This window comes from Leptospiraceae bacterium, from assembly GCA_016708435.1.
Taxonomy (GTDB): Bacteria; Spirochaetota; Leptospiria; order Leptospirales; family Leptospiraceae; genus UBA2033.
In genome coordinates this window covers 202,501-228,774 of record JADJFV010000008.1, presented here as the reverse complement: position 1 = coordinate 228,774, position 26,274 = coordinate 202,501, and the positions used below count along the sequence as shown (strand labels likewise).

Genomic DNA, 26,274 nt, shown 5'->3' with positions numbered 1-26,274 from the left:
TTAATGCTTATTTGTCATTGCACAACGGAGCAACAGTTTTTCAGTTTTTGTCAAATGCAATTACTCTTTCATCTCCAAAAATCAAGGCGGTAAAACATCTGACTCACTTTTACACTTCTTCATTTCAAATTGATAGACTAAACACCAAAGTAGCGTCGCATCCGTTAGACCGATTGAATTCTTATATTTATATGCCACTGTTAACGCAACAGAGCACAGGAAAGGATCAAACCCATTTTGAGAGTAGAAAAGTTTTCAATTTGCTTCCTTTTTGATACTCTGCATTCTCCTTTTTTAAAAAACTGAAATTTCAGTGATTAATGTCATCGAGAGTAAATATTAAATTCATTGGATAATTTTGATTAGATGCTAATAGTAGGTAAATAAAAGTCGAGGAAAAATAAAATGAAAGTAAATGAACTTATTGCGTTATTAAAAACGGAAGATCAGAACAAAGAACTTCGTCTTGATGTTCACACAGGTGATTCAATCAACAAAGAAGAAAGTATTAAAACAGTCGGGATTACAAGTATTAGAGGAGATGAGAACGCTGTATGGATTTGTTTTAAGCCAGATCATATTACAAATGTCTATAGTGCTAGCGGTTTCGGGACATATAGCGAAGACGCTGAGTAAAGCATAACTTCGCTGCATCGAGAGATAACAGCGAACGAGAAAATAATTAGTGTAAGGTAAATTCTTTTAATATTCACTCTCGCTTATACAATTCAATCAATACTACAGACTCAGTGCAAGTAGCCTCAGGGTGACAATTTATAAACTAGTAAGTCTAATGTGAATGTATTGTGTGTCATTCCATACTAACAATGCATCAAAGATACTGTGAACCAAACTCTCAAAGATACTCATACGAAAAAACAAGTATCTATGAGAGTATATTTGATAGTATCCGCATCAGTATATTACATAGAATGCAAATTGATTCAGGATTTATACGCGGGCTTGGATAAATCTTACGTTGGCTATTTCTTTAACAAAAACTTAGACGCTTCACTTCTAAGAGGAAAACGCAATTTGTCGCCGATAAAAATATAACGAATTTTTCCTTCATCTATCATTAAAAAGATTTTTTTTGTAAATCATTGAATTTACAGATCCACAGGAAGGACAGTCTTTCCATTTCTTTTCTCTCATATATTTTATCTCTCCTTGAAACTTATTATGATTCTATCAAAACATCGAACTCTCTCTGCCTCAATGCCTGCACCCAATGCTGTAAACTTAAGAAAAAAAAGAAAAGAAGGGTTTTATTCCCTTCCTTCGTGAACTTCGTGCCCTTCGTGGTAAAAAAATCTGTTACGTTGACAGCATTTACCGACTAAAACTTATCCCATTCTGGCAAAGTCTGTTGGTGTGATTACTTTCCTTTCTGCTCACTTTTATTTCGATACTACCGGATTAATAATTTCTATGTCTAACTTTTTTGCGCAAGAAAGTAATTTACCATCGCAAAGCACAAAAGACTGAATATCCGCCACAACAGAAACACAACTTGCTAATTAAACCCCGTCCAATGTCTTCAATTGAAATTGATGAATAAAGTCTTTAGCCAAATCTTCAATGTAAGATTTAATCAGGGCAGATGTGTCAAAATAATAATTCAAAGACTATCTCTTTCTTCTCTTAAAACTTGCTGTGCGGTTAATTTCCCATTTAATTGAATAGGAGTAAACTTCTGCTTCCATGACTTTTTTTTAATTGAAGTTGATTTTGGAATCTTGTATTTCATTTCCAAATACCCGATAAAATCCAAAATTTCTTTTTGAATCTCCGGTTGAAAGGATTCATATCTTTGCATAAGAGTATCTGATTTCATAAACTTCAAACTATACAGTTTTTCAGTTTTTGTCAAATCCAATTACTCTTTCATCTCCAAAAAATCAAGGCGGCAAAACATCTAACTCAGTTTTACACTTCAATATTAAGCAGCAGAAAGTTTTAATGTTTGCAATGATTTCAATTTATCGACAGGCTTTCGGGCAGTTAAATCATAATTCATCTGTAGGTTCATCCAAAACTCAGGAGTCGTTTCAAATGATTTAGCAAATAACCAAGCTGTTTCAGGGTAACACTTCGTTTGCCTTTGATAATTTCATTTATCGTTTGAAGACTTAGCCCAACATGCTTCGCAAAAAGAGTCTGCGTAACCTTGTATGGCTCTAAAAATTCTTTTAGTAAGATTGTTCCAGGATGATTTGCAATTCTATTCTTAGGTAACATAAATTCTCCTTTTTAATTAATCAAGGCGGCAAAACATCTGACTTCTTTTTACACTTCGCCATTTCAAATTGATAATTAAGACATAGTAATAACATTAGATTAGTTGCGGCAGGTGAATCAACAGAACCACCTAGCCCTACAAGACAATCTTCAGAATCTAAAACATTTTGAGTCGTTCGAACAGTATTCTCGCATCTATCACGCTTGCTCAATATTAGAACATCGTTGCCATTCTCATCGTTTCCCCAACAAGAAACGAAAAGGAAAATCATTAAAACTAGTATTATCTTTTTCATACCATTAGCCATTATGCGCTTATTTATTAAAAAAAAAAAAAAAAAAAAAAAAAAAAAAAAAAAACACCCAAAAAAAAAAAAAAAAAAAACCAAAATTTTTTTTTTATTCCACAACAAAAAAAAAAAAAAAAAAAAAAAAAAAAAAAAAAACCACCAAAAAAAAAAAACTTAAAAAAAAAAAAAAAAAGCACAAAAAAAAAAAAAAAAAGAAAAAAAAAAAAAAAAAAAAAGTCTTTTGAATTTCCTTGTAGTGTTCCAAAAGAGATTTTGTTTCATCCCAGAGGTAAAAATCATTTTCGGTAATTTCGTCATGGTTGGATTTATAGAATAATAAAAAGCGTTCGTAATCTGCTGAATATTTTTTTTCTAACTCAAAAATAGTTTTTTCTAACGCATTTAATTTCAAACTGAGATATTCAGAAAAAATCTTGTGAAATGCTTCTTGCAAATCACCGGACTGCGTTGTATTCAATAAAAAGGCGCCGAGTTTAGGTTCTAACGTAAGCATAGTTTATCTTTAACTAATCCTCTTTGTTATTCAAGCAAAAAAAATTAATACCTAAGCAACCGCACCTGCTTAAAATAAAGCTTATTCTTTCCTTTCTCGTGCATGATTTTAAATTCGATGTCGATGCCGTATTTGTTTTTATCTCCTGCGTCTACTCTTTGTTTGGTGAATTGGTTGTGGAGTTTAAGAGTTGCTTCTTGGAGTTGTTTTAATTGGAGTTCGTTTGCTTTATTTCCAATGAATACTGGTGAGAGACTGGACTCGGAGTAAGTTTTCTCAATCGTTCCTGATTCAGGGTTGATTAAAAAAGATTCAGATAGAATATTCTCTTCGGGGTTTGTGACGGAGTGTTCGCCTGATTGGCTATTTACGATTATCTGCACTTTGCCTGTGCTTGTGATAGTGGTAACGATTACACCATTAGCCGCTTCTTTTTGAAATGCTTCCTGGATTAGAATAGACATTCCTACTTTTAAATGGTCGATTCCGAAGAATTCTCTTTCTTCGAAGGCTCTATCAGACCACAAAGACGAATAGACTGCGAGTATCTTTGCCTTTAGCTTCTCATCATTGTCTTTGCTGTTAAATCCTTTTGATTCATAAAGCCCTGCCCCGTTGAACTCCGGCAAATCTTCATTATTCGTTGAACTTCTCAGACGAATTCTTGTCTTCGCAGGATATTTTTCTAGAAGCTTACGAATCCCGGTAACGATTGTAGGCGGAAGAGAATTTGATTTCTGAATAGAGACTCTTATCTTTTCTAAGACTTTAGCTTTTTCTTGCTTAGTAAACTTAGTCTTATCTTTTAGAAAGCTTTGAATCATCGTCTCAGGCTCTCCTTTGATTGTTTCGAAATACCCTTTGAATCCAATTGCATAAGCCGGTCTTGTCATCTCAGGAAGTGCTTGGAGTAGCAAATAATAATTTGCCGCCTTTGCTCCAATGTAAGAAGTAGATATATACTTTCCATTTTCTTTTGTCAGACTAATTAGCTCTGGCATATCTTGCTTGATCTCTGGAATCACGACTGGCTTATGTGGATTATTCTTTTGATTATCCTCTGCCTCTTTCTTGGTTGTCTTCTCAACTGAGATTTTATCTCCTTGATTGGATAATTTAACATATTTACCAACTAACGCTTTTAATCCCGGAATTGCATACATATCAGTCACATAGCCATTAAACGTTCCTCGATTCTTTGCTAGAAGGTTTACATGAGAAAGAGGAGTCTGAGGCTTGAGAGATAGAATTCCTGCGACAGGCGGAATATGGATAGGAACATAATTCAGAAGAGCAATATCTGAGGGTAATAGCGAATCTAATTCTTTCTCATTCTTCACTAGCTTTAAAACTCCATAAGCAGTGCCCGGATTTAATACATCCATCTTCTTTCCACCCACATGCTTAATGAGTTGATTTAGGGTTATATAGGATTCAGAGGCTTTTGTTAGAAACTTACCTAGCTTTGTTACGCCTAATGGACTATTATCCCCCTCTGTTAGAACGATTAGCCCTTTGCCGCTAAAGCTTTTATCTAATAGAGACACCATCTTATTTAGCTTTAGAATTTCTTCTGCCAGGTGATTTGATTTATCATCATAATTATAATTTTCCAAACGTATCGCCCAGTTAAAACTGCCCTGCTTATTCTTATATGGCTTTGTTGTTAGAGAGTAGAGGAAAAACGGCATATACTCCCGTATCTTAGATTCTCTAGAAAGTCTCTTAAACTCAGAAAATCGAATCTTTCGACCGAGTCCCCTTGCGACAAATTCGGAATGTCCCGGATAGACTTTCGTGTCATAGATATGAAGCTTTGGAGAACTATTCCAATCCACGGCAACTCCCGAAAATGTAGGAAGGTTGCCGTAAGAAATAAAACTGAGTTCACTCGATTGCGCCGAAGCAGTGTTAAAGGAAAGGATTGTTAATACTAATAAAAGGATTCGAAACATAAATCCAATTTTAGTAAAAACAAAACTCAGTCAAATGTTAATTGCCAGACTTTGGTTTTCCATCTTCCCAATCACCGGCTACTTTCAATTCTCCTGTAAAATCAAAGAATTCGCCCTTTCCATGAAACTTACTTCCTTTGAAATTACCTACATAGAAATTTCCTTTCGAAGAAATCAAAAATCCAAACCCTTCTAAGTTTCCATCTTTGAAATTTCCGAAGTATTCATTTCCAATGGAAGAAACTAAGTATCCATTGCCTTCAGGCTTACCGTCTTTTACCTCGCCCGCATAGAACTTACCATTCTTTTGGATCAATTTTTTCTTGTCATACGCATTTCCTTTTTGAATGATTTGAAAGCTTTTCTCTTTCTTAAGATTAATCCCGAGTCCTCTTGATACAGATCTATCGTCTAGAAATTCACCGGCTAATCGTAAGTCTTCGTTCTCTTTGAATATCCCAAGCCCAAATGGCTTTCCCTCTTTAAAATTACCGATGTAAAGTTGACCACCCGGATATTGGTAGAATCCAATACCTTGGTATTTCTGGTCTCTAAATACTCCCGCGTATCTAAATCCTTCTTTCGTAAAAAAGATCCCTCTTCCTTCAAATTTTCCGTCTTTTAATTCGCCTGTGTATATATCTCCATTGGCGAACGTATAACGTCCCTTACCATCTATGCGGTTATTCAGAAAATCCCCTTCATATACGTTCTCGTTTTTAAAATAAAGAATTCCCACTCCATCCATTTCTTTATTTTTGAAATTCCCATCGTATTTTCTTCCATCCGAAAAAACAAAAACTCCTTTTCCGTTCTCACAGTTTCCACTTTCGCATTTGCCTTCATTGGCTAGAATAGGCATTAAACTCATACTGATACAGAAAATAATACTCATAAACTTCATCTAGTTACCCTCTTGCTATTTTTTTAACTTACACTTACAATATCGACCTTAAAACCGCTACAAAAAATTCTAAGTCTTCTTTTTGAATGTTCCGATACAATGCCTCGGCGGAAAACCTCAATTCTCCCGAACAAGCGGCTTACAAGCAATCTCCCACTAAAGCTTTTCGACAAGTTTTCGTGTACCTAATAGACTCATTCTGCCCCAAAACTTTTTAAAAGCAAAGAGATATTAACCGCAGAGAAAAGAGCTAAGACAAATGGCATATACTGAGTATCCACAGAGCGCCTAGCGTATTTTTCCTCTCTTGGTAAAATATTTCTTGATTATTCTAAGCGCCATAATAGTATTACCCATAGAGTTTGTTTCTTATTAAAAAAACGGGAAGCAACTTGAATACATTCTTGAGGATAATACAAATTGACACCTAAACCTGTGAAAGTTACTGCTAATGACCTAACATCATTAGAAAAAAATCTTAAAAATAAATCGGATGATTCTATTGGAAATTACCTTTTCAACGGATACCGCATCCAAGTAAGCAAATACAACCAAAGCGCGACAGAAAGAATTCGTGCATTTGCAAAAAGAAGAAGAGAACAAGGACTTTGCGTTGCTTGTGGAACAAAAGTAAAACGTACCAATCCAAAAACTGGACAACCTTACAAATACTGTGATTTCCACCACGATTTAGCTCTTCAAAAGAGAAAGTCCCTCAAAGCACCCGCTGCAACAAAAGCAAAAAAGAAAAAATAATTTTTTCATTAGAAGAGCCCGATTCTGCAATAGCATATCGGGCTCTTTCTATAATATCCTTACGTAACGATCAAATAGAATCAGTATATTCCTACTAACCCTCAGAATACAAAACATCTATAAAGAGTATAAACTTATCCTTAAACGTTTTAGAGAACGTTCTAAGCAGTAAATTCTCCATTATGTCATGGTAAGGCTGGCTAATCACCCAGGAATTACTTTGTCGATAGGATTCATATAAATGATTTAAGAAATAAGGTCTCCAACTCCAGTTATTATTCCTAGTATGCCTTTGAATTACAATTTCTGAATTTTCTTTTTGATATAATTCGGAGACGCTTGATTTCCATGTAAATCAGTTACAAAGAAACGAAATATAGTTTCATCAACAGTAAATACCTCTGAGTAGGAGACTAACGTTCCATCTTCATGAAACTGAATTTCATCTGCAATCTTTTGAATTAAAACCTCTATCCTACTTTCCCAATTTACTTTTTGCTTTATCTCTTCAATTTTAATGGAATAAAAGCTATCTACGAGTCCGTTTAATTGATGTGTGTATTTATTTTTTTCGGGTGGACTTGCCATGGCTCTATCAAATAAAAAACCTTGTAGGTATCTAGAACCAAAGCTCATCGCCTGATACATCTCACTTACCGTTTCTACACCTTCGAATAATAGGGATATGCCCAAACTTTCCCCGAGACGGGAAAGAGTATATAAAATCTCTTTATAACTACGCTCTACAAGCGACATGCGCAACATCTGCATATCCACCTTAATAATATCAGGACGGAAAATTCCAATTCGATCTAAGTTAGAAGACTTAGAGCCTAAATCATCAATTGCAATTAAGAATCCAAAATCCTTATACAAGTTAATCAATGGCTTTAAAGCTTCTAAATTCTTGTGAATATAATCCTCAGTAACCTCAATGACAATTCTCTCAGGAGAAATTCCAAATTCTTTTACATTTCGAATGGTTGATGGCAATTCATTTGTTAAATTACTTCCATCAATATAAGACATCATAATCGCAGGAGAGATATTTAGGAAAAGCTTGGAGTGTTGATTTGGGTCATTCGCTAAAAGATGAAGAGCTTGCTCCCTTAGTTTTTGATCTATGCTGCGTTGAAAACGACGAAACTCTTTATGACCTAGTATATCCGATTTAAACTCAGATTGATTTAATAAAAAGAATTCACCTATCGTTTTAATCGATCCATCGGGCATGACTAGCCGTGCGAGTGATTCGTAACCAAAGACGGATTTATTTTCGATGGAAAGAATAGGTTGGAAAAAAGGAACAATACTTCCTTCATCCAATAATTCTATCCATTCTTCTGGCGACCTATTCAATTTATCCCCTGATGCTATTACTTTCATTTTTTCGCCTCAATCCTAAAATTTCTTTCTCCAAGTAAAATTCCTCTTGGCTATCGATTATACTTGAAGCGGTCTATAGATTACTTTATTGCAAATCATATACCATAAAACTACATATTTGGATTTCTTGCAGAATCAAACTTTTTTAATTCTAGCATTCTAATCTACTGTTTATAAAACCACTCGAAAGTAGTCTTATCTATGAATATTTTTAAGAATCAATCAATTTTCTTTCCTAATGGTCTTATTTTTGCACATAGTTTAGACAAGGGAGTACTGCCAGAGAATTTGAATGATTCTTCATAAAAAACTGGCAATTTCAGTACTTTTGCTTAAACGATAAGCACCTGAAGGATTTTACTATGAGTATAAAAATGAATTACCCCGATCATTCCAAAGCGTATGATGAGATGTTTCATGAAATGGAAAAACCAAGAGAGCATTACAAGGACGTATTCGATATTCTAGGAACTCTTGGTATAGGTGAGTTTAAGCAAAAAGAGATTCTAGCAAAATTAGTATCCATCAATCAAGGAATTACCTTCACAGTGTACAGCGATGGAAAAGGAATCGAGAGAATTTTTCCTTTCGATTTGATTCCACGTATCATCCAAAAAGCAGAATGGGATGTGATTGAAACAGGACTTCAACAACGAATCAAAGCCTTAAATTTATTCTTAACGGATATCTATTCTAAAGGGGATATCATCAAAGATAAAATTATTCCTGGCGAATTAATCTATTCTTGTCCAGATTTCATTCCTGAGATGGTAGGTGTAAAGGTTCCTCATAATATTTACACTCATATTTCTGGAATTGACATTATCCGCGACTCAGATGGCGGATACTTTGTGTTAGAGGACAATCTAAGAACCCCTTCTGGAATTTCCTATGTATTGGAAAACAGAATCATTATGAAAAGAATCTTTCCTGAGATATTCAAGGAAAGTTCTGTCCTACGAGTTGACTCTTACCCTGCTATTTTTCATGATATGCTCATGCAATTGGCTCCTAGTGATAAAGAGAAGCCAACAATCGTTTTACTCACTCCGGGCGTTTATAATTCTGCTTATTACGAGCATATTTTTCTCGCATCGCAAATGGGAATCCAGCTAGTAGAAAGCTACGACTTAATCGTTTCTGATTACAAAGTATACATGAAAACAATCGATGGCTTAAAGCAAGTAGACGTTATTTATAAACGAGTCGATGATTCTTTCATAGATCCACTCGTCTTTAGAAAAGATTCTGTCCTTGGTGTTCCGGGATTATTTGAAGCTTATAAGAGAGGCAACGTAGTATTAGTCAATGCAATTGGCAATGGAGTAGCGGATGATAAAGCAGTATATTCTTACGTTCCTGATATGATTAAATATTACTTGAATGAAACCCCTATTCTAAAAAACATTCCTACATACCGTCTTGGAATTGAAGAAGAGAGACAAGAAGCATTTTCTAAAATGAACGAACTCGTAGTTAAAGCAACAAATCAATCTGGTGGCTACGGAATGTTAATTGGTAGAGATTCTTCAAGCGAAGAAATCGAAGCCTATAAAACAAAAGTCATGGAAAATCCTAGAAATTATATTGCACAACCTACTATTAATCTATCCACAGCCCCTTGTTTTTTTAACGGAAGCATTGAACCGCGGCATATTGATCTTAGACCCTTTGCAATCTATTCTCCAAGAGGAATTCAACTCATCCCAGGGGGACTAACACGAGTAGCCTTAAAGAAAGGCTCTCTTGTTGTAAATTCTTCTCAGGGAGGCGGAAGTAAAGATACATGGGTGGTAAGTTAATATGATGCTTAGTAGAATTGCAGAATCACTATTTTGGTTAGGAAGATTTGTTGAGCGTGCAGAGGGTATTTCTATCAGTTTGCAGGTGCAGCATTCAGCATCATTAGAAGCTGATTTATATGGATTTAACAATTGGGAACCTATTCTAAACGCAGTAGGTCAGCTTAGTCCTTTTTATAAAGTTCACAAAGAAGCTTCCTCAGATAATGTAATAGATTTTCTAATTTTCTCACCGGAAAATCCGAATTCCATTTTGGAGTGTATCAATAGAGCTCGTGAAAATGCACGCGGTGTGAGAGACATGATTTCAAAAGAAAGCTGGGAAATCATGAACGTCACTTACCATGAATTAAATAAATTCAACATGGACTTAGTTCGAAAGGAAGGTCCTGACAAGCTATTTAACTTTATCCGCCAGAGAAGCTACTTATTCGAAGGCGCAACTGAGATTACAATGTTTCGCGGGAAGGGTTATCATTTCATGCGAGCAGGAAAATACTTAGAGCGAGCAGATCAGATTGCACGGATTTTAGATGTAAAGTATCATATTCCTCTTCCTCGTGTGGAAGATGTCGGTAATCCGCTAGACATTTATCAGTGGAAGACTCTACTCGACTCTACAGGAGCTTACGAAGCGTATCTACAACATTATAATATTAAAATCACCCCTATTCAAATTGCTGAGCTTTTGATATTCAATCCGCAACTTCCTCGTTCTCTGCTATTCTGCATGGAAAGAGCATTGCAGTCCTTTCGTCATATTTCTACTGTGAGAGAGAAGTTCTTTGCCAATAAAGCAGAACAAAAAATGGGAAAGCTCTACTATCAAATCGCTTACAGCAACGCGGACGAGATTTTCTACTTTGGCTTACATGAATACCTCACTAATTTTATCAACGACCTAATTGACATTGGAGATGAAATCAATCATACGTATTTTGGGTATGTGTAAAAAAGGTAACTAGTCAATATGGTCTGCCACACTTCGACCCTGCTCAGTGTAAACGCCGGCACAGGATTATGAATTTGTGCTATTTTTATTCATGTGCATCAACTTAAAACGAACTGATGAAAGATTAGGGATTTAATATTACCTCATAATTGCAGGACAACAAGCCTGAATTAGGAACCCAAACTATATTTCGTGCAACTGCCCTCTTAAAACCTCTCTGTGTCTCAGTGCCTCTGTGGCAATCTGAGTTGTTAATTTTTTTCTCTTGAGTTATTTAGAACTCTTTTGAATTATCTTATTAATACATCAGAGATTCAAAATGAAAATAAAAACCTTCCCTTATTTAACACTTCAAAAAAACGCTCTACTTTTAGTATTCAGTCTATTTGGATTTGCTTGCACTAAACTCCCAAAGGATAATTATACATTCATTGCTGGACTTATAAAATTAAGTTATAAGGCTCCTCCCACAGTAGCAAGCCAATATCCAAATATAACATCAGGCTCCACTGCATCTATTCAAGGAGCATCAGCCCTTTCTAGCGCAACTAGTTCAGCAATAAGTTCTTCCAATACAGGAGCTACCACACTTGCGGCTAATATCGTTGAGCCTGCACTAAAAGACGCAATTAGAAATTCTAAATCTTTGACACAAGCAAGAGTCAATTTTAATTCTACAACAACATGCAATGGAACAACCCAAACAGTTACAGGCATATATACCACAGCAAGTCAAATCTGTTTATCCACTACGGGGACAACAACCGTTTGCCCGACTCAACCGAGTTCTCAGCCGACTGGTTCTTATACGATTACTCCGAACATTACTACCAAGATTACATTTAGTTGCACTTATCCGACAAATCTAACCACGAGCTATACACAGACATTAAATGCAACCTACACTATTACTGGAAGTTTACAGATTGTTTTTACAAATGCTACTATCAAATACCTGGACATAGATGCATTTACAAAGACTGCGGCTACTACATATAAAACCACAACCCTGTCAGGAAATATTTCCGTTTCGAATATCAATCAAAGTATAACAGGTAGCACCACGGCAAAGTATACATCCACAACAAGACAAACCATTTCAACGATTACAAATTATTCTAGTTATTCGGATAATATTGCCTCTTCCAACTTAGTTGTAGATTCAGCCCAGGCAGCAACTTTGAATCTAGCAGAAACGGGGATAATTAATAGTAGCCAGACTTTGATAGCCACTGCTGGATCTTCTACTAGTTGCTATAGTGCTGGAAGTTACGAATCCGGTGCTTCTGCTTCTGGCAGTTACAATGGATTAGCCGTTTCTACTAGTTATAATCTTACCACTCAGGATTATATAAAAATGCTTTCTGCATCTAGCTCAACGATTACTCTTTGCCAATCGCAAGGTGGTAGTGCAGGAGGAACAGGAACAACGAGTGGAGGAACGACCGGCACTGGGACAGCAACTACCGGTGGCAGTGGACCACCTCCTTGACCACATCTTTTAAAATCTACTTCTCACCTTCTGGATTCTGCGGCAAATTAGGAATAGGCGTAGATTCTATTGTTGGTTGAGTAGAATTTGGATCTTTCGTTGGTAAAGTTTCAGGTTTTATCGCCGGAGGATCAATTTTAGGAATGATAGTAGGCTCTATTTTCTTTTCGTTCGTTACAGGTAATTCTTGTTTTGCAGGAGGAATTTTAACTCCTCTCGTTTCGATAAATGTAGCCATTTCTGGATTCTTAATTATATCCTTGAAATAAGGATCAATCTTTGGTTTAATCCAATAAATTTCTTTTGTATTGGCTGCCTTTGTTAAAAATTCCTTCGCTTTATTTGTATTATTTTCTTTTGCGTAGTATTTGGCTAATAGATAGTTTGCGGCAGGAATCTCAGGCACTTTTTCAAGAAAGACTATTGCGAGTTCATACTTCTTTGTATAAAAATACGTCTTACCAAGAGAAAAATTAAACTTAGGTGATTTACTTCTTGTAGAAGACACTTGTGTCAGATACTTTAGAGAAAGCTTATACTTAATTCGATTGGAATAAAACATTCCGAGTTGAAGTAGTCCTTCGTGAAATTTATCAGGAACCGTATTAATGTCTGGATGAAGACGTTTTAGTCTTTTAGCAAATTCTAAGAGTCCCTTCATTCCATTTTTCTTTTTACCAAGACTGAGTAGAGAAAGAGACTTATACATATTAGCCTCTAAGTTATTCATATCAGATTCAAGTGCTTGGTCGCAGGTTTTAATTGCTTCGTTAAAATATCCATTCTCAAAATAGAGTCTGGCAAGAACAGGAAGTAGGACTGGTGAGTTGTTATAGGAATAAGCTTTTTTGTAGAGTGCAATGGCAGTGTTTGTATTACCGAGTTTTTGATTTGCCTGTCCTTCATTGAGAGTTAGATAATAGAGAAGCATTTTATCTTTCTCGGTGGTTAATTTCTTAGAGGCTTCAAAGTATTTCAAAGCCTTCTCGTATTCGCCTAATCGTAATTTGGCGATGCCTGCTTTGTAGAGATAGTTTTTATTGTTTGGGCTTTGGACTAGGAGTTCTTGCATGATCTTGTCCGCTTTTGGATAATCCTCGAGCTTGAAGTATTTTAGGGAGAGCTCCCAGTTTTTTTCCTCGCTGGTCTTTCGATTCGGCTTTTCGGAAGCTAATTGGGATTTCTCTCTTTCTTTCTCGGGCTCTCTCTCTCGTTCCCTTTCCTTCTCTTTGTTTTCCTTCAGCTTGCTGTCCGTCTCTTCCGAGTTTTTTTTTTGCTTGGGTTTGGTATCTTCCAATCTAGCAATGCTCATACTTCCTGGATCATGACCTTTATTTCCGTAAGCGCGGTCTCTCATACGAGCGACTTCTTTATTGTCTGGATCTAGTCTCAGGAGCTTATTGGAATAATGCGCAACAATGTCCCAGCCCTGATGATAATTATAGAATAAAATAATTTTTAGATAACTTGTCTTTCTTTGTTTTGGATTTAGATTTAATTCGACTGCACGACGAAACATAATCATCGACCTAGGAAAATCTTTTTGGGATTCATAGATGTAACCCATAAACATATAAGGCTCTCCATCAGAAGGATTTTCTTTGGAGTATTCGGTAAAAAGCTTAATCGCTTTTTGAAATTGTTTCTGGGCGTAAGCTTTTTTGGCTTCTTTGATACCTGCGAGTATGGGAAACTGAAAAATCAGAAATAATAATAAAAAAAATCGAATAAATAGATGCATGTATGCTATAATTGAAGAGAATCGTTTTATGAAAATCAATTTACTATTTCCAATTTTACTTTTTAGCATCAATTGTATTTCTCTTGAAAGAGGATTGCAAAGCCAACTCTATTATTCGAGTCAGAATGTTGCGGTTTATAAATTGGATAAAAGTCCAAAAGAAATTTCTCTGCCTACTTCAGGAGTTGTAATCCAAGTGGATGAGAAATTGCTGGAAAGTATTCTTTATACAATCCGCAAAGAGAGATTTTTTTTAAGAGTCAATGATAAAGAAAATCTCTGGAGCCCAGAAACGATAGAAGAAATGCTTCCCGTTCTAAAACAAATTCTAAGTCCGGCTAATAAAGATAAGACTTTCTTTCTGATAGTAAAAGAAGAGGATAAGCTCTCTCCTTATTCTAGAATTTTTAGATCAACATTTTATATGAATCGAAACGAGAATACAATTCAAATTATTTTTGAAGAGGTAAACAATAATATTAATTTCGGAAACCAATTTACTTTTACAGATTGGGCAAATCCTAGTTTCTTTGCAGTGGAGTGCAAAAAAGAAAAACCGCTTACGTTTGCAGGCAAACTAGAATCAGCTTTTCAATTTAAGAAAGATCCTACTTGTGAGGATAAAAACAATTTACCGTCAAAGGCAAATAATACAAAACCAGAGACTCAAAACAACCACCATTGGATACAAGTGAATTTAGAAAAAGCAATAGCGGCTAGTAAAGGCAAGCCGCAAGAAGCAGAAAAGGAAACCACTAAAATTCGAGAAAAGCGGCTAAAAGAAATACAGAATTTATATAAGAAGGGGCTAATCAACAAAGAAGACTATGAAATTAAGAAAGCCGAGGTCTTGGGAGAAATATGACTAATAACGGTTATCTTGTGCAAATTGGACATTTTTAAAATACCAAAAAATGTCTTGCACTATGAGTATATTCTAAAAACATACAAAATTGAAAATGAAGAAACCAAAAAAAGTTTTATCCAACAGAACCCCAACGATCATAAAAGATATTCAACAAAGTCTTGATACAGGTGTAGTCAAGAAAGAAGGATATGTAACCATTGCAAAAGTAAAAGACATGTACAAAGTCAAGAAAGGGAAAGATACATATTATGAAGGTAAAATTTTCCGCCCTGCGTATGATGTTTTTTTGAAGCTAGTGCTTGGTAAGATGTAATCCTACTTACTTTTTCTCTTCTACATCCGGCAAATAGTCAATAGACACTATCGTTGCATTTTTGCTTTGTTCTATTTCAGAGCCGATTCCACTTTGATTTGTAATTTTCAGAGGCATCTTTAGCTTCTGTTGACTGTAACCTACCCAAGCATATTCAGGAAGAAAGCGAACAAAGCGGTATTCATTTGAAATATCTAATTCCTTCTTTGTATTTCGAATACTTGTCTCGATAGAATCGTTTGCAATTTCGTAACCTTTTGCGATACCTGCCCCCATAACGAGAAAGCCTAGCACTACTCCATCACCCGCCGAATTTCCTGATCCATATTTGACAGAAACATAAATAATTCCTCCACCAAGCACAATTCCACCTGTAGCAACTAACACACCAGCGGTAACGCCTAATATAGATCTGCCGCCTTCTTTCACTGCTGTCAATGCAATCGTTTGTCCATAGATAGAATCTTTGATTAAGTCTTGAATTTCATTGTCTCTAATTTGATGACGCTTATACCAATTCGATGCATCGGGAGTGATTTGCATTTCCACAATTTTACCAGTTGCATCTCGAACGGTTAATCGGCTTTTGGCGGAGTTGGTTTTAAAGTCTAAGCCGCGAAAACCTCTCAGTGGATTTAATTCCAATTCAGGATTCCATTCGGGCTCAGGTCCTGTTCCACCTAAAACCAACACAAAGTCTTTTGGTGCTTCAGGTAACTCAGATAGACGAAGTGCCCAAGTTAGCTTTGAATCTAATTGATGGGCTACTCTAAAGTCAACCTGTGCTTCTTCCCAGTGACCGCATAATGTCCATAATCCACCTAAAATCACACGAAGCAATGGATCATCAAATCGTCCTTCATTGCTCCAGTTATTGCTTAATAAGTCAGAGCTAATTTTTGCTTCTACATAGGCTTTTTCATATTCGCCTCTTAGAGAATATCCCCAACTGAGTAGAATATGAAGCCAAATGATTTCATGCTCGGATGCATAATAGCCTTCCGGTGTTTCTAAATAGAAAAATGTCTTTATTTCTCTTGAGGCACTGAATCGAACTCGCTTTTCAATCTTCTCAGCATAACGAATGAGTTGATCAATTTCCGGCTTGCCCTGGATTAATTTCAAATAGGCTTTTTCCATAGAAGTGATAAAGCCATTATTCTCCTCGCTTGGAAATAGCTTGATAGCCGTGTCAATTTCTTTCTTTTCTAAGGCTGTTCTAGTGAAGCGATAATCTTGTCGGGTTAATAGTGTTGTGCCACAGTTGACAAACAAAAGAAAAGCTAGCGTTAATCCTATTCGCATAATCACGATTATTCACTTTCAAAGTATAGATGCCATACATCACCATTTCGGACAGGCTCCCCTGCTGCAGGTGATTGTCTTTTGTTAAAACCACTTCCATAAGTTTTATATTTGATATCGTAGTATTTTAAAATCACGAGGGATTCTTTTAAGGTCTTACCTTTGAAATCGGGAATGTGGGTAATATCGACTTTCGGCTTAGGAGGATTAGCCTCTTCTAGCTTATAGGAATTTGCGGAGTCACTCAATTCAATGATAGGAATAATATTCTCTACCACTTCTTTAAACACAGGAGCGGCAATTCCTCCACCTGAATGAACAATTCCTTCTGGCTCTGAAAGTAAAATGAGTCCTACAATGCGGGGATTATTTGCCGGAAAGAAACCAAGAAAAGAAGCGGCTACTAGTCCTTCTTCGTAACCCTTGCCCTTAGTAGATACCTGACTCGTTCCTGTCTTTCCAATAATTCCACCGGCTTCTGTGTTTGCCTTCATCCCCGTTCCATGCTTTACTACTTTTGTCATGGCTCGCATTAGATGTTGTGTGGTGCTTGCACTGATTCCAAGGTATTCGGGCTCATATTGAAATTGTTTTACCACATCACCATAGGAATCTGTGATATGAGAGACTACAGTTGGCGTGAATACTTTTCCACCGTTGACAATAGCCGCTGCTGCGGATACTAGTTGAATAGGCGTTACAGAAAAGCCCTGACCAATTGCCATATAATAAGAAGTGCTTTGGGTCCAATCTTTTAAAGCAGGAAGTCTTCCTTTTAACTCATCACTTGCGACTCCAGTCTTCATGCCGAATTTTAATTTCTTTAGATACTTGTAGATTTTTTCATCGGGAACTTTCTTGATTGCTTTGATGATTCCAACGTTGCAAGAGTATTGTAAAATTTCATCTAAGTCAACCATCTCATGTCTGTCACCACAATTGACTCGTCTACTACCAAATTCAACAAAGCCAGGGCAAAAGAATTTTTCATTCAAATCAATCAGGTTTTCATTGAGCATAATCGTTGCCATGAATATTTTCATGGTAGAGCCAGGCTCGTATTCATAGCGTATCGCCCAATTGGTAGTAGCCTCAACAGGAAAATCAGAATAATGATTTGGATCAAAATTAGGAAAGCTAGCCATTGCTAAAATTTTTCCTGTATTCACATCCATGAATACTCCAACACCTTTCTTGGATTTAGTTTCGTTAAATGCTTTTCCTAATGCGGATTCTAATCTATATTGAATGAGACTGTCAATGGTGAGGTAAATATCATTTCCCCGCATACTCTCTCCATCTACATAGCTGAGTAATTCTTTGTGATAGAGAAGTTCGATACCGGATAACGACTGGTTGTCGTCTAGTCCCGTAAACCCGATTAGATTGGAAGCGAGTGTTCCGTTCGGATAAACACGCTTATACTCTTTTTCTACACGGACACCAGGAAGAGCCATTTCCATAATTTTACTAGCAGTGGTGTTTTCGATTTCTCGTTTTAATAGAAAGTAATTTGCCTTCTCTAAAATCATTGCTTCGATTTTCTTGGGAGGCATGTTTAGAAATTTAGACAGCTTATTAGCAGTAAACGCTGCGTCATAGATCTTAGCGGGATTGATTCCAATCGTAGAAGAGTCCTGGGATAATGCGAGTTCCATTCCACGTCTATCGTAAATGATTCCGCGCTGAACTCTTTGCTCTGACTTTGCTTCGATCATATTTCCATTTAGGAAAGTGAGATAGATGACACGTATGATTAGAATTCCAAAGAAAAATAAAATTCCAGAGAGTAAAAATAAAAGCCTGTCTTTGAATTCTTTCATTGGTATAGTATCGGTTATTTTTTTAAGATGAACAAGACCTTTCCTCGAAGCCTTGAAACAGGAACTAGCCCAATATTCCTTGAATCATAGGAATGCTCTCTGTTATCCCCAAGAAGTAAAAAATAATCGGGAGGAATTCTACCTTCCTTCTGCATGGGAAAAAAAATACTATCGGGAGCTAAGCTTTGGGGTAGGAGTAAAGTTTTGCTTTCTTGGAGTTTGTATTGCTCATCGAGTGGAACGGAATCAATTAAGATGCGACCATCCATAAAATTATAAAAATCTCCCGGTAGTCCAATGGCTCGCTTGATTAAAATATCGCCCTCTTCCCCTTCAAATAAAACCATATCCAGTCGAGAGATTTTGGGATTTCCATAAATGAATTCTTGATGAGTAAATGGCATTCTCTGGCTGAATTGATACTTAGAAGTAAGTAGAAGCGCTCCTGTCTTGAGGGTTGGAAGCATGGAATTCCCATTTACAATGTAGAGTTGAATCACGAACGTTCTTGCTAGAAATATAAGGAGAACCAAAAGCAGATAAAAGGAAAGTTTTTTCAAAAAAGATTTCATTGGGCAAGATCAATCACATACTTGAAGGGATAGCCGATTCAGTCAACCAAGATAAGACTCCAAGCCACTGCATTGTAGTTTAATTCTGGGTAACTGTATACATCGTTGCAGTCCATGTTGCAGTTCAAATTGCAGTTTATCTTTATCTGCAAGTTTTTAAGAGTATATTTAAACTGCAACATGGACTGCAACGAGAACTGGTAGTTGGTATAAAGACATGGATATATAGGCATTATCCGTTACTACTGAGTGCATTTTGCCACAGAGACACTGAGACACTGAGGGATAAATTTTTGAGTGATTTCTATCCATTTGCATCGAGTGAAAGAGAATTGATTTAATAGTAAAATTCTATTGCAATCGTAATTTTTACCGGTGTTCATCGGTGGTAATCTTCTAATTATCTCTCTATACAGATAGATATGCATGGTCGAATCAGTCTTGCCAAAATTCCAATACTTCCAAATTCTGGAATGGCAAAGTAAGACCAATGGAAAATAAGTTTGAACTAAATCTAGAAATTATTAAATCAGAGAGGTTCCGGCTCTTGATTTTAATTGCGATGAATCTAGTCTCTTCCATTTTAGAAATTCCAGTAATCCTACTCCCTAAACGTTATGGAATGGATGAATCTATTCCTATTCATTTACATATAGGGATAATCGTGAGTATGCTCTTTTTAACGAGCATATTTACTGGAATGTATTTTTATCTAAGCAAATTGATTCGTCTTCGCCAAAATATTCCAGTTGGATTTGTGATACTAAACAGCTTAATGGAAATTGCAATTCCGACTCTCATTGCGGTAACTTTCTATTATTCTCACTCTAACATTCCGTATTCATATATTCTATCTAGCAAAATATATCCTGTCTATATTTTCTTTCTAATCCTTTCCATTCTCAGATTTCGTTTTGCATTCTCTTTTCTTTCCGGATCGGTGAGTGCTGTGAGTTATTTTTGTATCAGCATTCCATTTTTAAATTCGGGATATGCGGAGCATGTGATTCTAGCTGTGTATCTTCTTGTGCAAGGAACTCTTGCAGGACTTGTAGCAAGACAACTCAGGAAATGGTTGAATCATTCTATTGAGGCAGTGGAAGAACAAAATAGAATTAAAAATATTTTCGGACAGCATATTTCAGAATCGGTCATGGATAAGATAATCCAGGAAAAGAAAGATAAGATTAGTGAAACGCGAAAAGTATGCGTTATGTTTTTAGACATACGAGACTTTACACAATTTTCGGAAAACAAAGAAAATGATGAGATTGTGAAATATCTAGATACTCTTTTTGAATTTATGATAGAGAGCATCAACTGGCACCAGGGAATTATAAATAAATTTCTAGGAGATGGATTCATGGCTGTGTTCGGCGCTCCTTTTTCTTCGGGAAATGATAGCTTAAATGCAGTGAAGGCTTCTCTTGCTATTCTAAAATCTCTAGAAGATAAAATTCTTTCAGGAAAAATTCCACCTACTAAAATAGGAATTGGTCTACACACTGGAAATGTTTTAACAGGTCATATCGGTTCTAGTAAACGAAAAGAATACACAATCATCGGTGACACAGTCAACACAGCTTCGAGAATTGAATCTCTGAATAAAGAACACAATACAAGTCTACTCTTCTCCGAAACTGTGTTTCAAGAGATTACAAGCGAGTATCCGCAAATTCAGGTCATTGGAGAATCCAAAGTCAAAGGCAAACAGAACTTAGTCAAACTTTACTCGTTGTAGAAATCACTCTTTGTATACACTTAGCTTAAGAAAATATTCATTCGATTAAAAAACCAAGAGGATAAAATGTCATTAGATAAACATATCATAGCTCCAGAGCATACAGCAGTCAGAGTTGCATTATGGAGAGCGCTCCATGTTCAGATTGATCCAAAGCCTCATATACTTACAGATGAAGTTGGAGAAAAATTAGTCGCTGAAGAAAATTGGAAGAGTCGGCAAGATATGAATCCAGATTTTTCTAAAGGAATGCGCGCTTCTATTGTAGGGCGTGCTCGTTTTATCGAAGACATTGTAGAAGAAGAGGCTAAGAAAGGTGTAACTCAATACGTGATACTTGGCGCAGGACTTGATACTTTTGCACAACGTCGTGCTGATCTAGCAGGAAAGCTTCATATCTTTGAAGTAGACCAGCCGGGACCGCAAGCTTGGAAGAAAAAGCGACTTACTGAAATTGGCTATTCTATTCCAGATTCACTTCACTTTGTGCCTGTAGATTTTGAATCAGGGCAATCGTGGTGGGAACAGTTGCTCACATCTAGCTTTGATTTAACAAAACCAGCCGTTGTAGTTTCAACGGGAGTATCGATGTATCTGACGAAAGAAGCGAACAGGTCAACCTTAGAACAATTAGCGAAATTAGTTTCCGGCTCGACCTTCGCAATGACATTCATGCTCGCACTCGATCTACTCAGTCCCGAAGAAAGAGGAGTCATGGAGTTCGTGATGAAAAAAACACAAGATGCAGGAACGCCTTTTCTAAGTTTATTTTCTCCACCTGAGATTTTGTCCCTCGCAAAAGAAGCAGGCTTCACGAAATCAGAGTATGTGTCAGGAGAAGATATTTATCAGCGCTACTTTGCTAGTCGCTCGGATGGTTTAAGAGCTGGAAATGCAGAAGCGTTTTTGGTTGCGGGGATTTGACTTCAGACTCACGTGAGCTGGACGTTAGACTCACGTGTGATGGTCGTCAGTCTCACGTGTGACTGACGCCGGACTCATGTGAGTTTGTGTATTAGTTCATAGGATAGAGGTGTGAATAATTAACTAAAAGCCCAAGTCCTCTATTTGTTTTGCAATTCGATAGGTTTGCATTACAGAACCATTATCGCAATAAGCCACTGTCTGAACTATGATTTATGTGATTTTTTATGATCGGGATGATTTCCGGTCTAAAATGTATTCTCTTCTTCTAAACATAAAAATCACAGTTCATACAGGGTCTACCTGCAATTAGTAGGTAAAATTAAGTGTTGTAATAATATGAATTATAAATCCTAATCTCGTCCATCTTGTTAATCATGTCTAGAAGAGTTTTTAGACAGGATTAACAAGATTCACAGGATTTTATAATTTGTAGGTAAAACTTTACCTACTCAACAAAGGTAGACCCGTTCATACATTATTTACCCTTATCCGCTAAAAAATTATTGATTCAAGAAAATAATTTTACGACTCTGACCGAATGCCTACTTTACAAGAAAAGCCACCTACTAACGAACCTGCTTTCGTAGAGACGCACGGCCGTGCGTCTCTAGGAAGGTATGGAACTATTGCCTATTAGTTTACTAATCGGTTGTATGCTTACTTTTATAGTTGCTTCACTAAACTATGTTACGAAATCCGACGAAGACCAATTGGAAGCATTACAAGCCAAGATAGAAAAGCGAGAGCCGTTAGAAAAATATGAAAAGGAAGCTTACTGTGACCTACTTTGGAAGGTAAAACAGATTAGATTATGTGCTTGCAAAAAGAATTTTATCAAGGATATTGGGAGTGTAACAGGATACGATGTTCAAGATTCTGATTTAGATTGGCGAAATTCAGGTAAGACTTTCGAAGAGGCACTGGAAGAAGCTTTCCGTAGGACAGGAATTCCAAAAGAGCAGTTTGAAACCCAAACCGCACTGGGGACTGATATAAACACTGCGGCCAACGGATTTTGCGGGGACCGTAAAGGGAAATCAGGTTGTCGAATGGAAGGTCCGCATAAGTATAGATGTCCATAAATATAGAGGTCCGGATGTTTTTCACATTGGCTTTAAATCTCCTGGTAAAAATGAAGAGAAAAATAAAGGACATATCTTTTTAGATTGTGTTCCTTATTTTAGGAATGTAGAATGAGAAACTTTGTAAAAGAAAGTATTGAAGAAACTCTTAAAACAACTGGTTATAAACTAGAAGAGATGACTGAGCTTGAGTCAGTTATGTTTCGTAAGTCCGTCCTAGAAAAATATACTGGCGGAAAAGATTTTCGAGCACTTTGGGAAGTATTAGAAGGATCTGAATTTTGCATACGAGATAAGAATGCATGGAAATGGCTAGATGAGTTTTTACTGTTAGACGAATGTTACCTTTTCTTTGATAGAGGCGATGACACTTCAATATACATATTCCAAGAAAATCAATCCTTAACAAAATTTTTATCTGAGTTTGATGGATATATTTTTTACATCACAAACAAAAATCTCGATTTTCTTATTTCTTTTAACGATAGCGATTACCTAACCGCACAAGGCACTGCCGAGCCTTGGCTTCGCAATAAAGCTAAAGAGCTTTCTAAGACCGGTTGGGTCGATATGGATGGGAAGAGTTGGTTGTAAATGGAATCCAGCAGTAACTATTTTCTATTCAAAATACATTGTAAAAGAAAAAATATTCATTTGCTCTTTCAACCAAATTCATATCTAAACATCTAATGAGAAAAACTGAAATTAAAGTATTAAAAGCATTTGAAGGAGATTGTATTATTATCCGCACAGATGACTTAGATGGAAATTGTTTTAATATTTTATTAGATGGGGAACGCCTGGCACTTTTAAAACAAGTCTAAGAAAGGAACTTGAATATTTTGAAGATGAGAAACTTTCGATTGATTTATTGATACTAACGCATATAGATAACGATCATATTGGTGGCATCTTAAAATTTATAGATAGTTCCTATTTTGATAAAATTGAAGTCAAAAAATATTTCTTCAATGGAGGAAATTTACTCCGAATTAAAGAAGGCACACAAGTTGGATCTAATCAAGGTATAAAGTTTGAGAAGTATTTGCTAACCAAAGAAAAAGATAGAAAGAAATGGGGCGACAAAGTTGTATTTACCGCAGAGGAAATTAAACTAGCAAATGGCATCATATGTAAAATTCTTTCCCCTGATGAAAAAGGATTAGAGCTATTACTTGCAAATTGGAAATACTTATCTGATGAAGAAATCCAATCCTATCAAGTAGCTGGTTCTGTAGTTACAAAAGCAAAAGACTTCGACATCTCATTTGATGAATTGGTAAAACGAGATTTTAACCCAGATAAATCATTGGAAGAGGATTATTTTAATAATTCTTCTATTGCTTTTATTTTGGAATGTCCTGATTTTAAAGGATTGTTTTTGGGAGACACTTGCCCTGAAACAATTATTACTTCGTTAAAAGGTTTTGGATATTCCACAGAAAATCCATTGCAATTAGATTTAGTAAAAGTTTCCCACCATGGAAGCAAAAACAATACAAGTAATGAATTGCTGGAGCTAATCCAATGCAAGAAATTCGTAATTACGACCAATGGAAACGGTAAAGGCTCAACAAAGCATCCCGACCGCGAAACGATTGCCCGTATAGTAGCTCAACCTAATATATCTAATCCGAAAGATATTCAGGTAAATTTTAATTATACAAAAGAAGAGATTGAAAATAAAATAGGTAAGTTTATAACAGATAATGAAGATAAAACTTACAATTTTGTTTTTAATACAGAAATAATTACCAACTAAATGAGTGAACTTTTAAAAGACATTTCCGTAAGAATAACAGCAACCGATAAGAACAACAAATCTTGTGTTGGTAGCGGAAGTATAATAAATTACAAAGATCAGACCTATGTAATTACTGCCGAACATTGCATTAATGGAACAGTAAATAATAAAAAAGAAAACAGACTAGATATTCAAAGTAGAACGTTTAAAATTGAATATAAAAAAATGGCTGATGATGATTTTATAGAAATAAGTCACAACGGTATATTCACTGAACATGATAAAAATGACTTTGCCGTTATTCAGATTAAAGCGGTTAATCATCATTTACCAAAAATTGAGTTTCTAGATAAATTGTTTGTTGAAAGTAAAAATTATACCTTTCGAGGTTTTCCCGTAAACGCATTAAAAGATTATTCTAGAAAATATGATATTACTGTTGAAGATAAAGACTTAACCTCAAATAAATTTGTAATTAAAGCAAAAGATAAATTCGAAGATAGTAGTGGTGAAAAAGTAAGTTATTTAGCTAGCGGAATATCTGGGGAGTGGGATTTTTCTAGTCGATGATGTAACATTAAACTTTGTTGGCATTGTAAATAAATTGCATAACGAAGCTGGCTCTTATAATGAATTAATTTGTTGTAAATCTGAAATTATAAAACAAGCCATAGAAGAAAAATTAAATAAAATTGAAAAAGAGAATAGCAAAGAAGATCCCTTCAAAATAAAATTCGAAAACAAATTAAATAATTTTAGTAATCCTTCCCCCATATTTACAGGTAGAAAAACTGAATTAATAGATCTTAGAGAAGCTTACAGTAAATTTGATATTATATCCATTTCGGGATTCGGTGGAATTGGTAAAACAGAATTCATTAATCAATTTATTTACGAACTGGATATAGCTGATAAGAAAAATCAAATCACATGGCTAGATGGAAATGAAAATTCATCTTTTGAATTATTTGTCAAAGAAGCAGGCTTTGAAGTGATCTTGCAAAGCAATGACACAGACCAGAAAAAATATGCAGCTTTTAAAGATAAAATTAATGAACACAAACGCGTTGTATTTTTAGATAACTTTCAGGATATTGAAAAAGCTGATCCTAAATTTAGAGAATTTATCGAGTTTGCTAATGGAAAAATCCCAGATGCAAAGATTATTATCCTTAGCCGCACAGAGCCTAAATTCAAAAATGTTTTGTTTAAATCTGTACATTTATCAGGGCTTAAAGAAGCTGTTGAATTTGCGAAGCAAATCATTGAAACAAAGTTTTCTAGTTTAAAAATTACAGAGAGTAATTTACAAACACTATGTAATTATGTGGATAATCATCCTTTTGCGATAGAATTGTCCTTAAATTTATGTGATTCGTATGGCTTCGATAATATTATAGGGAAAATAGCAGAGTATAAATCGTTTTTACCAGAACTGGAAGAACTGAGCAAACGATTGTTTGAAGATGTTCTGAATCAACCGTCCACAAAACAAGAAGAGAGAGATTTCATTTTCCAATTTTCCATTTTTAATGAAAAAGTAGATGCAGATACTATTAAAAGTGTTCTAGGTATAGATTTATTTAAAGCAGTGCATTTATTGAAACAGAAAAATTTAATTAGCATTGAGAATAATCTTTATGATACTCATCCGTTAATTAAAGAATTTTGTTATGATAAATTGGAAAACAAAGAGAACTTACACCAAAGAGCCGCACAATATTTCATTTCCAAAAGAAGCGATAAATTAGATGTCACCCTTGAAGAACAAATATTTTATCACTTGAAGGCTTGTGATAACAATCAGGAAATTGAGAATAGCTTAAATAAGTATGGTAAATTATTAGTTAAACAAGCCTATTATGA

24 protein-coding genes and 2 pseudogenes (1 of these 26 only partly in view) are annotated in these 26,274 nt (G+C 35.6%); 15 read left to right on the top strand and 11 right to left on the bottom strand.

Annotated features, from left to right (window positions below):
* The first annotated feature begins 405 nt into the window (after nucleotides 1-405).
* The gene (locus IPH52_14280; GenBank protein ID MBK7056185.1) at nucleotides 406-636 is read left to right on the top strand and encodes a hypothetical protein; all 231 of its coding nucleotides are present in this window, start codon (nucleotides 406-408) and stop codon (nucleotides 634-636) included.
* Nucleotides 637-1,621: 985 nt separating this feature from the next.
* Here the strand turns inward: IPH52_14280 and IPH52_14275 are convergent.
* From IPH52_14275 to IPH52_14255, 5 genes and pseudogenes are all read right to left on the bottom strand, one after another.
* On the bottom strand, nucleotides 1,622-1,837 hold the full coding sequence (locus IPH52_14275; GenBank protein MBK7056184.1) for a hypothetical protein: 216 nt from the start codon (nucleotides 1,835-1,837) through the stop codon (nucleotides 1,622-1,624).
* Nucleotides 1,838-1,942: 105 nt separating this feature from the next.
* A pseudogene (locus IPH52_14270) lies at nucleotides 1,943-2,241 on the bottom strand (HigA family addiction module antidote protein).
* Nucleotides 2,242-2,261: 20 nt separating this feature from the next.
* Entirely contained in the window at nucleotides 2,262-2,537 is a 276-nt protein-coding gene (locus IPH52_14265; protein ID MBK7056183.1) for a hypothetical protein, read from the bottom strand.
* 552 nt (nucleotides 2,538-3,089) lie between these two features.
* On the bottom strand, nucleotides 3,090-5,000 hold the full coding sequence (locus IPH52_14260) for a hypothetical protein (protein ID MBK7056182.1): 1,911 nt from the start codon (nucleotides 4,998-5,000) through the stop codon (nucleotides 3,090-3,092).
* Between the two features lie 37 nt (nucleotides 5,001-5,037).
* A complete protein-coding gene (locus IPH52_14255; GenBank protein MBK7056181.1) occupies nucleotides 5,038-5,904 on the bottom strand; it encodes a hypothetical protein in 867 nt (288 codons plus the stop codon).
* Between the two features lie 435 nt (nucleotides 5,905-6,339).
* On the opposite strand from IPH52_14255, the pseudogene IPH52_14250 reads away from it, so the two are divergent.
* A pseudogene (locus IPH52_14250) lies at nucleotides 6,340-6,588 on the top strand (hypothetical protein).
* Between the two features lie 166 nt (nucleotides 6,589-6,754).
* On the opposite strand, the gene IPH52_14245 reads toward IPH52_14250, so the two are convergent.
* A complete protein-coding gene (locus tag IPH52_14245; GenBank protein ID MBK7056180.1) occupies nucleotides 6,755-6,964 on the bottom strand; it encodes a hypothetical protein in 210 nt (69 codons plus the stop codon).
* A complete protein-coding gene (locus IPH52_14240; GenBank protein ID MBK7056179.1) occupies nucleotides 6,958-8,046 on the bottom strand; it encodes an EAL domain-containing protein in 1,089 nt (362 codons plus the stop codon). The genes IPH52_14245 and IPH52_14240 overlap by 7 nt, the downstream gene beginning before the upstream one ends.
* A 362-nt stretch (nucleotides 8,047-8,408) precedes the next feature.
* On the opposite strand from IPH52_14240, the gene IPH52_14235 reads away from it, so the two are divergent.
* The 3 genes from IPH52_14235 to IPH52_14225 all read left to right on the top strand — a co-directional run bounded on the left by IPH52_14235 (nucleotide 8,409) and on the right by IPH52_14225 (nucleotide 12,292).
* A complete protein-coding gene (locus IPH52_14235; protein ID MBK7056178.1) occupies nucleotides 8,409-9,848 on the top strand; it encodes a circularly permuted type 2 ATP-grasp protein in 1,440 nt (479 codons plus the stop codon).
* A 1-nt stretch (nucleotide 9,849) separates the two neighbouring features.
* The gene (locus IPH52_14230) at nucleotides 9,850-10,800 is read left to right on the top strand and encodes an alpha-E domain-containing protein (GenBank protein MBK7056177.1); all 951 of its coding nucleotides are present in this window, start codon (nucleotides 9,850-9,852) and stop codon (nucleotides 10,798-10,800) included.
* A gap of 319 nt (nucleotides 10,801-11,119) precedes the next feature.
* A complete protein-coding gene (locus IPH52_14225) occupies nucleotides 11,120-12,292 on the top strand; it encodes a hypothetical protein (GenBank protein ID MBK7056176.1) in 1,173 nt (390 codons plus the stop codon).
* 16 nt (nucleotides 12,293-12,308) lie between these two features.
* Here IPH52_14225 and IPH52_14220 read toward each other — a convergent pair whose 3' ends face one another.
* Nucleotides 12,309-14,033, bottom strand: a complete 1,725-nt coding sequence (locus IPH52_14220) for a tetratricopeptide repeat protein (GenBank protein ID MBK7056175.1) — start codon at nucleotides 14,031-14,033, stop codon at nucleotides 12,309-12,311.
* 28 nt (nucleotides 14,034-14,061) lie between these two features.
* On the opposite strand from IPH52_14220, the gene IPH52_14215 reads away from it, so the two are divergent.
* Together IPH52_14215 and IPH52_14210 are read left to right on the top strand one after the other, a co-directional pair.
* Entirely contained in the window at nucleotides 14,062-14,898 is an 837-nt protein-coding gene (locus IPH52_14215; protein ID MBK7056174.1) for a hypothetical protein, read from the top strand.
* A gap of 94 nt (nucleotides 14,899-14,992) precedes the next feature.
* Nucleotides 14,993-15,214, top strand: a complete 222-nt coding sequence (locus IPH52_14210) for a hypothetical protein (protein MBK7056173.1) — start codon at nucleotides 14,993-14,995, stop codon at nucleotides 15,212-15,214.
* Between the two features lie 6 nt (nucleotides 15,215-15,220).
* Here the strand turns inward: IPH52_14210 and IPH52_14205 are convergent, their stop codons facing one another.
* From IPH52_14205 to lepB, 3 genes are read right to left on the bottom strand one after another with little or no spacing between them, the layout of a single operon-like run.
* Nucleotides 15,221-16,519, bottom strand: a complete 1,299-nt coding sequence (locus IPH52_14205) for a hypothetical protein (protein MBK7056172.1) — start codon at nucleotides 16,517-16,519, stop codon at nucleotides 15,221-15,223.
* 8 nt (nucleotides 16,520-16,527) lie between these two features.
* A complete protein-coding gene (locus tag IPH52_14200) occupies nucleotides 16,528-18,342 on the bottom strand; it encodes a penicillin-binding protein (GenBank protein ID MBK7056171.1) in 1,815 nt (604 codons plus the stop codon).
* A gap of 14 nt (nucleotides 18,343-18,356) precedes the next feature.
* Nucleotides 18,357-18,914: a signal peptidase I gene (lepB, locus tag IPH52_14195; protein ID MBK7056170.1), complete on the bottom strand. Its 558-nt coding sequence runs from the start codon at nucleotides 18,912-18,914 to the stop codon at nucleotides 18,357-18,359.
* A gap of 490 nt (nucleotides 18,915-19,404) precedes the next feature.
* On the opposite strand from lepB, the gene IPH52_14190 reads away from it, so the two are divergent.
* From IPH52_14190 to IPH52_14155, 8 genes are all read left to right on the top strand, one after another.
* Nucleotides 19,405-20,655 (top strand): adenylate/guanylate cyclase domain-containing protein, encoded by a 1,251-nt coding sequence (locus tag IPH52_14190; GenBank protein MBK7056169.1) that lies wholly within the window; start codon nucleotides 19,405-19,407, stop codon nucleotides 20,653-20,655.
* 66 nt (nucleotides 20,656-20,721) lie between these two features.
* Nucleotides 20,722-21,579, top strand: a complete 858-nt coding sequence (locus IPH52_14185) for a class I SAM-dependent methyltransferase (GenBank protein MBK7056168.1) — start codon at nucleotides 20,722-20,724, stop codon at nucleotides 21,577-21,579.
* Nucleotides 21,580-22,199: 620 nt separating this feature from the next.
* Nucleotides 22,200-22,664 carry a hypothetical protein gene (locus IPH52_14180; protein ID MBK7056167.1) on the top strand — a complete coding sequence of 155 codons (465 nt, stop codon included), beginning with the start codon at nucleotides 22,200-22,202 and terminating at the stop codon, nucleotides 22,662-22,664.
* Complete coding sequence (locus IPH52_14175; protein MBK7056166.1) at nucleotides 22,582-22,779, top strand: hypothetical protein; 198 nt, start codon at nucleotides 22,582-22,584, stop codon at nucleotides 22,777-22,779. The genes IPH52_14180 and IPH52_14175 overlap by 83 nt, the downstream gene beginning before the upstream one ends.
* On the top strand, nucleotides 22,776-23,258 hold the full coding sequence (locus IPH52_14170; GenBank protein ID MBK7056165.1) for a hypothetical protein: 483 nt from the start codon (nucleotides 22,776-22,778) through the stop codon (nucleotides 23,256-23,258). The genes IPH52_14175 and IPH52_14170 overlap by 4 nt, the downstream gene beginning before the upstream one ends.
* 190 nt (nucleotides 23,259-23,448) lie before the next feature.
* Nucleotides 23,449-24,426, top strand: coding sequence for an MBL fold metallo-hydrolase (locus IPH52_14165; GenBank protein MBK7056164.1), 978 nt, complete (start codon nucleotides 23,449-23,451; stop codon nucleotides 24,424-24,426).
* Entirely contained in the window at nucleotides 24,427-24,978 is a 552-nt protein-coding gene (locus tag IPH52_14160; GenBank protein ID MBK7056163.1) for a hypothetical protein, read from the top strand. It abuts the gene before it with no gap.
* Nucleotides 24,979-25,012: 34 nt separating this feature from the next.
* A protein-coding gene (locus tag IPH52_14155; protein MBK7056162.1) for a tetratricopeptide repeat protein crosses the window boundary here: on the top strand, nucleotides 25,013-26,274 show its 5' portion. 1,141 nt of this gene lie beyond the right edge of the window; the window shows 1,262 of its 2,403 coding nt (coding positions 1-1,262); its start codon is at nucleotides 25,013-25,015; its stop codon lies beyond the right edge, outside the window.